At 48.2% G+C, this 11340-nt stretch carries 10 protein-coding genes and 1 pseudogene; 9 read left to right on the top strand and 2 right to left on the bottom strand.

The window, feature by feature from the left end:
- Together VB081_RS06700 and VB081_RS06695 are read right to left on the bottom strand one after the other, a co-directional pair.
- Positions 1 to 425 (bottom strand): annotated as a pseudogene (locus tag VB081_RS06700) (NAD(P)H-dependent oxidoreductase); the annotation flags it as partial.
- Between the two features lie 67 nt (positions 426 to 492).
- Positions 493 to 1878, bottom strand: coding sequence for an ABC transporter substrate-binding protein (locus VB081_RS06695; RefSeq protein WP_323400057.1), 1386 nt, complete (start codon positions 1876 to 1878; stop codon positions 493 to 495).
- 628 nt (positions 1879 to 2506) lie between these two features.
- Here VB081_RS06695 and VB081_RS06690 point away from each other — a divergent pair.
- The 9 genes from VB081_RS06690 to VB081_RS06650 all read left to right on the top strand — a co-directional run.
- Positions 2507 to 3580: a LacI family DNA-binding transcriptional regulator gene (locus VB081_RS06690; RefSeq protein ID WP_323400056.1), complete on the top strand. Its 1074-nt coding sequence runs from the start codon at positions 2507 to 2509 to the stop codon at positions 3578 to 3580.
- A 161-nt stretch (positions 3581 to 3741) separates the two neighbouring features.
- Positions 3742 to 5106 (top strand): efflux RND transporter periplasmic adaptor subunit, encoded by a 1365-nt coding sequence (locus VB081_RS06685; protein ID WP_323400055.1) that lies wholly within the window; start codon positions 3742 to 3744, stop codon positions 5104 to 5106.
- Between the two features lie 4 nt (positions 5107 to 5110).
- Complete coding sequence (locus tag VB081_RS06680) at positions 5111 to 6316, top strand: ABC transporter permease (RefSeq protein WP_323400054.1); 1206 nt, start codon at positions 5111 to 5113, stop codon at positions 6314 to 6316.
- A gap of 33 nt (positions 6317 to 6349) precedes the next feature.
- On the top strand, positions 6350 to 6979 hold the full coding sequence (locus VB081_RS06675) for a hypothetical protein (protein ID WP_323400053.1): 630 nt from the start codon (positions 6350 to 6352) through the stop codon (positions 6977 to 6979).
- 3 nt (positions 6980 to 6982) lie between these two features.
- Positions 6983 to 7651 (top strand): ABC transporter ATP-binding protein, encoded by a 669-nt coding sequence (locus VB081_RS06670; RefSeq protein WP_323400052.1) that lies wholly within the window; start codon positions 6983 to 6985, stop codon positions 7649 to 7651.
- Between the two features lie 291 nt (positions 7652 to 7942).
- On the top strand, positions 7943 to 8995 hold the full coding sequence (locus VB081_RS06665; RefSeq protein ID WP_323400051.1) for a PTS transporter subunit IIC: 1053 nt from the start codon (positions 7943 to 7945) through the stop codon (positions 8993 to 8995).
- 99 nt (positions 8996 to 9094) lie between these two features.
- The gene (locus VB081_RS06660; protein WP_323400050.1) at positions 9095 to 9529 is read left to right on the top strand and encodes a DUF2975 domain-containing protein; all 435 of its coding nucleotides are present in this window, start codon (positions 9095 to 9097) and stop codon (positions 9527 to 9529) included.
- Positions 9530 to 9538: 9 nt separating this feature from the next.
- A complete protein-coding gene (locus VB081_RS06655; RefSeq protein WP_323400049.1) occupies positions 9539 to 9751 on the top strand; it encodes a helix-turn-helix domain-containing protein in 213 nt (70 codons plus the stop codon).
- 78 nt (positions 9752 to 9829) lie between these two features.
- Positions 9830 to 11340: DUF4153 domain-containing protein (locus VB081_RS06650; RefSeq protein ID WP_323400048.1), on the top strand; the 1511-nt coding region annotated here is incomplete at its 3' end.

The raw sequence follows: 11340 nt of genomic DNA, 5'->3' as shown, positions 1-11340 counted from the left end.
GGCCCGACCACCACGTCAGCCTCTACATTCAGCATCACGATATGTTTGTGCGCTTTGATGCTTTTCACGGCGATTTGCGCCCCGATCTCCGTTACGCCCGTCGCATCCACAATGCACGGAATCCCGTCTGCTTCAATCGCTACGCCCGCATCCTCCGTGATCACGTACTTCCCTTGCTTGATATAGTCGCTTGCCTCCGCTCCGCTTTTCGCTTCGCGGATCATTTCTTCCGGAACACCTGCATGGAGCAGAGCGTTGCGCGCATTGTCAAGCTGTATATCCGCTACGATCGACGGAACCATGCCTTTCATCAGTACGACCTGGCTCACCATACCTCTGCCCATCTGCCCTGCGCCGATCACAGCCAGCTTGATGGGGTTCCCCTGTTCCTCCAGCCTTAGAAGTTCTTCACTCATTCCAAACATTACCATTTCTCCTTACTTACCATACCTTCCCCTTATAGAAGGGGAAGGTACATCTCTTTACCAATGATTACAGCATGCTGTTGATCTTATCCTGGGCTTCCTTTAGAGCCGTATCTGGATTCACTCCATTCGAAACGATAGAATCACGCATATCAACCAATATCTGATCCACATTCATTCCGTTCGCTCCCGGCCAACTGGGCCACGACTTTGCATTGGTCCATGTTTCCAGAGATGCCTGCATCAATTGATTCTCATCAAGGAAAGCCTGCATCTTCTCAGATTCCGCTGCATCCTTGGTCACGGGCAAATATCCTGTACCCACAACCCAGTCTGCCATGTTATCCGCTTCATACAGAAACTTCATAAATTCCCAACATGCGCGAATCTCATCTTCATTCTCTGAAAAACATACGAGCATATTTCCGCCAACGCATACCGTATAGTCTTCTTCACTGCCGGTTCTTGGAAAAGGCGCTGTTCTGAGGTCAAAATCGCAACTTTCCTGCATATAAGAAAGCTTTCCGATCGTGACAATTTGCGTTGCGATTCCGCCTGCCGCAAAAGCTCCCAACGCTTCTTCCGATCCAAGGTCAATGCATGCGCCGCTATCAAATCCTGCTTGCCATTTTTTGAACAGCTCCACCGATTCTGGTGAATAGAATGTTGCTGTTGCCTGCCCGTTTGCGTCCACCTCATACATATTTGTCCCTGTTCCCATGATCATCGGGCTCATTGTATATGTATTGGCAATTATTTCATAATATAGACCTTCTTTTCCAGTTTTATCCTTGATTGTTTGCCCCGCTTCCAGCCACTCATCAAATGTTTCCGGCGGGTTATCAGGGTCTAGTCCAGCCTCACGGAAAATATCTGCATTGTAGAACACTACTGGTGTAGATGCCGCATATGGCAAGCCCAAAATCTCACCATTGACCGCCGTTCCTAACTCTATGATATTTGTCTCAAGTTTTTCTTCCAGATATCCTGCGTCTTCCGGTACATATTTTTCAATAATTTCTTTAGGTCCGACATATTGCGGGAAATTTTCTGCAAAATAGTTGAGATAGTTCCATCCTACCTGAACCACACCCGGATATTCTCCAATAGCCAGCTCCGCTTGAAGATTTTGTGCAATGCCTTGATAGGCATTTGCATTAAATTTTCCAACGACCGTAATGTTTTTGTCGTTCGTCTCATTGAATTTTTGGATCAGCTGCTCAACCGTAGGCCCTCCCTGTGTCTCGCTGTTAATGTTCCAGTATTCAATCGTCACTGCCGGATAATCACTTGTACCGTTTTCTCCCTGTCCAGAAGCCTCTTCTGATGTCTGCGTGCCATTAGCACTTTGTGCCGGTTGCTGCCCCTGCCCGCAGCCTGTAAATCCGATTATTAGCGCAACAATCAAAACGATACATACTATCCTGATCCACATCCCTTTACCTTTTTTCATTTTTTCTGTCCTCCCTTATATTAATTTTTTTCAAAGATAATCTGTCTGATCTTCCTACCATTCAAAAATCTCTTGTCAGTCACCCCCTTTGGATGATATTTCGCTAGGCTATAATAGATATTGATACAGAAAATATTTATTACATGATAACGTCATACCATTACAATAATTTACATCACTATATAATGCGTGCCTTCATGTACCTATTTCTTCTTATATGAATCGTGCTTAAAATAAAGGAAAAGTAAGGATTAAATTTTTGATTTTAGTTTATTAATAATATTAATTAGCAATCTTTGTTTTTGATTTGTTTTCGTTTGTTTTTATTAATATTATATTTGATAATATACTGCATTTATTAATTAATGTCAAGCTTTTTATATCAATAATTTTAAACTATTTCAAGCCAATTTTATGCTTTTTCGTTGTTGTTGTATTATTTATTTTTTTATTTCATAAAATATTTCTTTCTTTTCAAGCTTGATAATATTAGCAATAATTTTTGTTTAATTTTATAAAATGTTATTCAATTAATGAATTATGTGGTATACTACTTATAATTAGAATTAATATATCGAAGCTTAATTCCTATATAAACTGTAAAGAACGAATAAGGAGAATTTTCTATATGAAAAAAAAGGTAACCATGTCAGATATCGCCGCTGCAACAGGTCTATCGCAGTCATCAGTTTCATTGATACTCAGCGGCAAAAAAAATGTTAGTTTTGCGCCTGAAACAATAGCAAAAGTACAAGCGGCCTGTCAGGAACTGGGTTACCAGCCCCCCAACACTACGATGTCTCATGCCGATTCCAAGCTCATCATGATTATGAGCGAAAACTTAACAATCCCTTATTACTCGTCTTTGGCGCAGCAAATTGAGAATATTGCTCTTCTCAATGGATACCGTTCTGTAATATGCAATACGAACCGCAACGAGGAGCTTGAGCTTTCTTATTTGAATTTTGCTGTTAGAATGAACGTTTCAGGTATTATTTGTCTTGCATATCCACATTGTCCTGAAAAATTCAATGAAATTTCTAAAACACTTCCTGTCATTGCGGTCTGTGATAAGACCGATAATTTTTCTGTCGATATTGTGGAAATGGACAATTTTCAATCCTCAGTTCTCTTGATCGACCACTTGGTTCAATTGGGTCATAAAAAAATTATGTTGCTCACTGCTTCGCCGGATGTAAACTTAGGCAGACACATCCGCGTAAAGGGCTTAAAACACCAGATGGCTCAATATGGCTTGAAGGATTCCTTTTTCGTCCGTTCTAAGGATGTCGATTGGCAAAGTGAGATGGCTGGTTTGGTAGACGATTATTCTATTGGTTATGAACTGATGCAGGATCCTTCTATATTTAAAACCGGAGCGACTGCGTTTATAGGCATGACCGATGTAATCGCCAGAGGGATTGCCGATGCCTTGATTGAGCAAGGAAAACAGATTCCAAAAGATTATTCTATCTGCGGTTATGACAACCTTCTATATGCACGTCTATTGCCTTTGTCTCTCACAACAGTTGATCCCCATATTAATCAGAAAGGCCGCTCCGCTTTTGAGCTTTTACAGAGACAGATTAGTATATTGAATCATAACCAAAACACCCATTTTCAAGAGGCCCGGATCAAGATAGAGCATCCACCTGTTTTGGTTGTTCGTAGTTCTACGGGTCCCGCCCCCACAGCAAAATAATCTAACCTGGTTTCCCCATATCCCTCATCATTTCTATTTATCTTTTGCCTAAAAATTTAATAGTATGGATTCCCTGCGAATGTCGCGGGGTCTTTTTTTCTTAACCGTTTCTTAATCCTCCCCCTTGTATGATAGGCACAGTAAAACTTTTGGAGGACGATATGAAACTCAAAAAACCATCTAAGAAAATGATCATTGCGCTGGCGGTCGTCATCGCGGGCATTGGCATAGCAAGCTATTTCGGCGTGACCAATGCGGCCGGAAGTGAGCTGCCCGAAACCATCCAACGCGAATACCCTGTAAAGCGCGGCGATATCACCGCCGGTGTAAGCGGACAGGGTGTGCTCAAATACGAAGCCGATCCCCAAAACTTCAGCGAGCCGGTCACGATCGGCGAACTATTTGTCAAGGCGGGACAAAGCGTCAAAGCGGGCGATAAGCTTGCCATGGCGGACGAGCAAAAGCTGGGCGAAGCACTCGATGCCGCGCAAAACGAGCTGGAAAAAGCGCACATCGCCTTAAAACAGGCCAAAAGCGCTAAAACACTGGGCGACTTAAACGCACAAAAAGAGGCTGCCGCGCAGGGTGCGGGCAGCGCAGAATCAGACAGCCAGCTTGCGCAGGCCAATAGCGCGGTAACTTCCCTTCAGCAAACGGTGGATTCCCTAAATGCGCAGATCGCCGACCTCGATGCACAGCTGGCCGTCCTTCCCGAAGACGACCCACAGATCGCACAGCTCAACGCCAAACGCGAGGTGCTTACATCCGAGCTGGAAAACGCCAAGAAGGAACTGGAAAGCGCACAGGCCAACAGTTCCTCCCTTACAGACGCAAAGAACAAGCAGAACGAGGCACAGGCCAAAAACAATGCTATCGATAAAAAAATCGCAGGCGCAAATTCCAGCAATTTGAACAACGCGATCGAGCTTGCCAAGCTGGATGTAGAAGCAGCGCAAAAAAAGGTCGACCAGCTGCAGGTATTAAAAGACGACCCCTACCTCTACGCAAGCAAGAACGGCGTGATCCTCGGCCTTGATGCAATGGTAGGAAGCGAAACAAAGCCCGACACGCCTGTCGCCGCCATTGGCGATCCCAACCAAAAAACAGTTATCGTGCCCGTCCCCCAGTCGGATATCGGCAAGATCAAAGAGGGGCAGGACGCAGAATTCACGCTGGACGCGTTTGGCGATACAAAGTTTACCGGCAAGGTGCTGTCACGCAGTCTCGCCCCCATCAAGGACAGCAACCCCGTTTCGTATAACGTCATCATCGCGGTAGACGCAAACGACACAGAAATGCTTGACGGCATGAGCGCCAACGCGACCATGATCATCAAGCAGCAAAAAGACGTACTACAGCTTTCAAACAAAGCGATCGCTGTGCACGACGGCAAGCAATTCGTAAAGATGAAGAACGACGACGGTACACTGCGCGACGTGGAGATACAGACCGGGTTTTCGGACGGTAAAGTAAGCGAGATCACAGGCGGCTTAAAAGACGGCGACATTGTGATCGTGGAAGGTTAATGTTATGAGGCTGATTGAAACACTACGCATCGTATGGATCAACCTGATGCAAAACAAATTCAAAGTACTCTTAACGTCGCTTGGTATCATCGTAGGCGCTGTTACCATCGTCATGGTCATCGCCATCGGCCGTGGCGGCGAAGCGGAGATCGCCGGACAGTTTAAAGGGCTTAGTGCAGAGACCATCTACGTCAATCCGGATTACAGCAAAATGTTCGGCGCGGATATGGATATGACCAAAATACCCAAGCTGAACATCGAGAATATGCAGCAGATGCTTGACGAAAACAGCTATTTAGAAGATATCACCCTGCGCGCGAGCTATTTCGCCGAAGCCAACCTCAACGGACAGAAGGCATCCTCGCAGATCGCGGGCGTGCTCGCCAATTACGAGAAGATCAACAACCTGCAGACTGTGCAGGGTGAAAATATCTCGGATACAGATGTGGAAAACGAGACCCGTGTCGCCGTCATCGGCGACGGGCTTGCCCAAAAATACTATAAAGGCCCGGAGGACGCCATCGGCAAAAACGTCAAGATCGGCGAGCAGCAATATAAGATCATCGGTGTCTTAGAGCGAAAAGGCGACGGTATGCAGGGCGTGAACCCAGACGATACGATATTTATTCCCTTCACAACGGGTGAGCGCTTCTTAGGAGACGATTTCACGATCCCCCAGATCGTTGCTATGGCGGATAACATAAACCATGTACAGGCTGCCATGAAACAGATGCAGGGCACGCTCGACTATATCTTGGAAGACGGCGGCGCCTATATGCTCGAAGACGCGGGCAGCCGCATCGACGCGGCAATGGAATCTGCGCGCACGATGAACGTACTATTGATTTCTGTAGCGACCATCGTGTTCATTGTAGGTGGCATCGGCATCATGAACGTGCTGTTCGTGTCTGTCAAGGAACGCACCAAAGAGATCGGTATCCTAAAGGCGCTTGGCAGCTCTAAAAAGGATATCATGACGCAGTTCCTGATGGAATCCGTCATCATCAGTCTGTTTGGTGGCCTTGTGGGCGTAGCATTGTCTTATGCCTGTATGCCGTTGATGGACTATACCGATATCCCCGTGCTGCCCACGATCGACGGACAGATCATCGCCTTGCTGTTTGCGGTGGTGACGGGTACGCTGTTCGGGTTTTATCCCGCATACAAAGCATCACGGTTAAAACCGATCGACGCTTTGAATTATGAATAAACGCATAAGCAAACAAGAAAGGAAACTCAAAGCATGAAAAAGATTCTTATGGTAACCTTTGCAGCATTGCTGCTCCTCTCCCTCGTCGCGTGTTCCGCGCCCGTGCCGGAGGCCTCCCCCATCACGCCTGAAAGCGAAGCGCCCGCAGAGGATGCCGCTTCCCCCTCAGCCGGTTCGGAATCCCCTACTGACGGCGCCGACGACCCCTCCGCCATGACGCCATTGTACGGCAAAGTCAAATCCCTTGTGGGCAACGAGCTGACGCTTGACCTCGCCAAACAGCCGGAGGGCTCGTCGGAATCCGTCGAAGGCGGAGGGGAGGGCGGAGACGCATCCATCGCGGCCGAAGCTCCGAGCATCAGCATCACAACACACGAGGGAGAAGACGTCGGCAAATCCTCCGCTGAGGGCGGCGAACCAAAAGTCGGTTATTACTCTGCGGACGGCAGCGGCGATGTCCAATTTTTCGACAATATGGACGACATGCCCAAGATTGAGCTGGAATACACAGGTGAAACAAAAGACCTGACTGTCCCTGCCGGTCTAAAGATTTATGATATGATGGGCAAGGAGCTAAAAATGTCCGACTTAAAAGAAGGAAACGTCCTGATGATACTGCAAAAAGAGGACGGTTCCATCGAATCCATCACCGTTCTGGAGTAGGCAATGGAGCATTTTTTGGAACTGACAGACGTCAATAAATCCTATGCCGTAGGCGATAGCAGCCTGCATGTCCTAAAGGACATCGACTTACAGGTGGAACGCGGCGAGTATCTCACGATACTCGGCCCGTCCGGCAGCGGCAAATCGACGCTCATGAACATCATCGGCTGTATGGATACACTCGATACAGGTTGCTATTTTCTCGACAACGAGGCCGTGCATGAACAGGGCGACAACGAACTCACCATACTGCGCAACCAAAAGATCGGGTTCATCTTCCAAAAGTACCACCTTATCCCGCAGTACACGGCTCTGCAAAACGTGATTATGCCCCTTTTGCTGCGAGGGATGTCACGCACCGAGGCCATTGCACAGGCAGAGGAAAGCATCCGCCTTGTAGGCCTTACCGAGCGCATCCGCCACCGCCCGAACGAGCTTTCGGGCGGGCAGCAGCAACGCGTTGCCATCGCGCGGGCGCTTGTCACACGTCCTGCCCTATTACTGGCTGACGAACCAACGGGCGCGCTCGATTCGGTCACAGGGCAAGAGATATTAAAGCTGTTCCACGAGTTAAACTGCGCGGGTAACACCATCATCATGATCAGCCACGACAAAAACGTCGCGCAGGCAAGCAAACGGATCGTCACTATCAGCGACGGACGGCTGAATTAAAGAACACAGGGCAACGACAAAAAATTTTTGTCATTGCCCTTTTGTTATGCATATCTTGCACAAAAAGCGCTTATATATGCCTTATTTGGTATGATTTAAATTTCAAAAAAACTATTGCAATTCAAAAAAGATCCTGTATAATTAGGAACCATATTCTGTATATGCAATTTAAGTCATATACTTTTTAAGCAATTGGCATGTCCATGGTATACGTACCGCTTAAAAACATAAAGTGCTGTTTTTCTACAGCATTTTTTTGTGCTGATTTTTTTCGGAAAGGTATGGATATCCATGAAAACAAACACCCAGGCACTATCTGTCGTCAAAAAATTTGCCAAGCGCTGGTTTGTACAGGGCATGTCGGCAATGGCCTTCGGCCTTTTTGCCAGCCTGATCATAGGCGTTATTATTTCTAAGCTTATCACGCCCGCTCTCGCCGGCATACCGGCACTCAGCGAAGCGTGCGCCGTCCTGGACGGTATTTTGAGCGCACAGTCCCCTATTGTAGGTGCGGCGGTCGGTGTGGCGATCGCCTATACCCTGAAGGCAAAATCATTTGTCATCTTTTCCTCCGCCGTTACGGGCGGCTTTGGCTACCTGATGGGCGGGCCGGTAGGCGCTTATGTCGCGGCGCTTGTCGGTATCGAGATCGGTGGTCTTGTCGCGGGAAAAACGCCTGTAGATATCATCCTCACCCCTCTTATTACAATCCTTGCTGGATTTGTAGCCGGTTGGCTTGCAGGGCCACCTGTCAGCGCATTTATGAACTGGCTCGGAAGCGTCATCAACGCTTCGACCGAACTAAGCCCCATACCGATGGGTATTGCCATCGCCGTGCTCGTGGGCATGACGCTCAGTTCCCCCATAAGCTCAGCGGGCCTGTGCATCACGCTCGGCCTGAGCGGTCTTGCCGCCGGGGCGGCAGTCGTCGGCTGCTGCTGTAACATGGTCGGCTTCGCCGTCATCAGCCTGCGTGAAAACGGCTGGGGCGGGTTTATCGCGCAAGCGTTCGGTACCTCTAAGATCCAGCTTCCCAATATTCTGAGGCGGCCGCAGATATGGATCCCCTCCATTGCCGCCTCAGCAATCCTTGGGCCTGTTTCCTCTGCCGTACTCGGTATGACAAACACGCCGTATGGTGCTGGAATGGGCAGCTCCGCGCTTGTCGGTCAATTCGGCACGTGGGATGCTATGGCGGGCATGGTCGCGCCCGGCGTGCTATTTACAGAAATACTCTTTTTGCATTTTATCCTGCCTGCAGTACTCACGCTTTTATTCGCCTTTTTCTTGCGTAAGGCCGGCTGGATACGCCCCAGCGATTTGAAGATCGAAATGATTCAATAGTTATATATTTATCGATTATCGATAAATATTTGTTGACATATAATAAAATTCGGTTTATACTTGCCATGATAATACATGATTTGAAAATCGGAGGATATTATGAAACACGGACAAACCGCTGCAAAAATATTAGACGGCGCGATCATTGTGTGCATGTTGGCGATCATCGCCCTGTTTGCAACGACGCCATTTTTAGCAAAATATTTGACCGGTTCTTATGTCGTGCAAAGCTTTGTATTTTTTTACACCGCGGGCGCGCTTGCTTTGTGGTTTTTATACGAGCTGCGTAAGCTGATCCTCAGCGTGCGTAACGGTAATCCGTTTATACGGCACAATGTGCTTATTCTCAAACGCCTGTCCCTGTCCCTCGCCCTTCTGCTTGCGGACTTCGTTTTCATTACCTGCTTCAATCCATCTGTCTCCAAGCTTCTTTGCATCGCGCTGCTGCTTCTCGGTGTACTGTGCGCAAGGGTGCTTGCCTATCTCATCGAGCGCGCGGCGGAATACCGCGAAGAACTCGACTTAACGGTATGAGGTAGCATAATGGCAATATTGGTAAACCTTGACGTTATGATGGCAAAGCGCAAGATCAGCTTAAACGAGCTTGCAGAACGGGTAGATATCTCGCTTTCCAACCTGTCCATCCTCAAAAACAACAAATGTAAGGCGGTACGCTTCTCGACATTGAACGCCCTGTGTAAGGCGCTCGATTGCCAGCCTGCCGACCTTTTGGAATACACACCGGACAAAGACTAAACGGTAAAATACTTATCCCGCTTGTGCCGCGCCATCGTGGCATGGCTGGTTTGTTTTACCCAAAAACGGAGGTTTTTTATGCTAACAGAAGAAAGAACAAGTCAAATATCCGCCCCGCGCTTAGCGGGCGCGGGCGCACTGCTCGCCATATCCTTTTGCATACTACTGTATGACAACCTATTCAAGCTCATCCCACTTGGCCTCAACGTACCGCTGTATCTTGTCATCTTCTATCTGTCACTCGGTTTGGCGCTCGGCAAACAGTTTGTGTGTGGCCTGAGATCAACAGTTGTGCACCTTATAAGCATCGCCCTTCTGTGCATACCCTTTGTGCTGACCTCAAATCCCCTGTTGCTCACCATAAACGCCATCCTCATCCTGTTGTTTGCAGCAGAGCAGGCCATGCTGTGTATGAAAAAGACCTTGTACGACCCATATTCTGTCCGCTTTATCGGCGACAGTCTGACCGGCCTGTTCACCTTTTCGTTTGGCGGCGTGGGCGGCGCGTTTACAACATACAAAAACGGCGGCAAAAACCGTTTTGTAGGTATCTTCATCGGCGTAGCGGTGACCATTCCCGTACTTCTCGCCGTCATTCCGCTGCTGCTCTCGGGAGACGCGGTATTCAACAAGTTCTTTATGGACGCTTTCGGCAATCTCCAGTTAAGCGACGCGATCGGTTACGCGCTTGTCGCCTTGCTGCTCTTTGTGCTGGGTTCCGGATTTTTGTGGTCGCTCGCTGCAAAGCAGCGTAAAAAACCTCCCGCGCCACCCGTCTATGCTCAACAACAACCATATACCCAGCCACCTGTCACTTATGCGCAATCCGCACCTGCACAAAAGCAGCCTGTATATTTCAATCTCACCGCATCCTTTTTCGTGCTGGTTGCACTCAGCCTTGTACTGGTCGCCTTTTGCATGGTCCAGTTCCTGTACCTGTTCTCCGGCAATGTCCCGGACGGCTTTACCTATGCCGAATACGCGCGTAGCGGCTTCTGGCAACTCCTTGCCGTAGCCGTCATTGTGATCACGCTCGTGTTCCTGCTCCTGCGGTTCGGCGCACCCTGTTCCTTCTCTGCATCCGTTGCGCGTAAGGTATTGATGACGCTGCTGCTCGTATGCACGCTTATCCTGCTCGTTTCCGCTTTTTCGCGCATGACGCTTTACGAACAAAGCTTCGGCTTTTCACAGCTGCGCTTGTTCACACAGTTTTTTATGGCGGCGCTGTTCCTGTTTTTGCTGTTTGCGATCCTGCGCCTGTGGCTCCCTCGTCTCGACCTCAAAAAGTGCGCTTTCTTCTGTTTCCTCGGTGTTTATATTGTTCTCACCCTTTTCAATATCGATGCGTTCATTGCGCGTGAAAATATCAAGAACCAGGGCGCACAGGCAGATATCACCTACCTGTCCACACTCAGTGCGGATGCGCTGCCCTATTATATCGATATGCTCGATCCTGCTTATTTTGCAACGGAGGTCATCCCTGAAAAAGACTACGATTACGATGCCCGCCCTAGTTTCAGCTACGTAGATAGCGGCAGAGACGGCAATCTCAACATGTTGCTTTACAAGGAGGAAGTTGCCTTATATCA

Source organism: Christensenella sp., assembly GCF_034927525.1.
Lineage (GTDB): Bacteria > Bacillota > Clostridia > Christensenellales > Christensenellaceae > Christensenella.
This window is presented reverse-complemented; position numbering and strand designations above follow the sequence as displayed.

Excerpts from the sequence above, each read along its gene's own strand:
- VB081_RS06695 (WP_323400057.1), bottom strand. The coding sequence starts at position 1,878 with ATGAAAAAAGGTAAAGGGATGTGGATCAGGATAGTATGTATCGTTTTG.
- VB081_RS06690 (WP_323400056.1), top strand. The coding sequence starts at position 2,507 with ATGAAAAAAAAGGTAACCATGTCAGATATCGCCGCTGCAACAGGTCTA.
- VB081_RS06685 (WP_323400055.1), top strand. The coding sequence starts at position 3,742 with ATGAAACTCAAAAAACCATCTAAGAAAATGATCATTGCGCTGGCGGTC.
- VB081_RS06680 (WP_323400054.1), top strand. The coding sequence starts at position 5,111 with ATGAGGCTGATTGAAACACTACGCATCGTATGGATCAACCTGATGCAA.
- VB081_RS06675 (WP_323400053.1), top strand. The coding sequence starts at position 6,350 with ATGAAAAAGATTCTTATGGTAACCTTTGCAGCATTGCTGCTCCTCTCC.
- VB081_RS06670 (WP_323400052.1), top strand. The coding sequence starts at position 6,983 with ATGGAGCATTTTTTGGAACTGACAGACGTCAATAAATCCTATGCCGTA.
- VB081_RS06665 (WP_323400051.1), top strand. The coding sequence starts at position 7,943 with ATGAAAACAAACACCCAGGCACTATCTGTCGTCAAAAAATTTGCCAAG.
- VB081_RS06660 (WP_323400050.1), top strand. The coding sequence starts at position 9,095 with ATGAAACACGGACAAACCGCTGCAAAAATATTAGACGGCGCGATCATT.
- VB081_RS06655 (WP_323400049.1), top strand. The coding sequence starts at position 9,539 with ATGGCAATATTGGTAAACCTTGACGTTATGATGGCAAAGCGCAAGATC.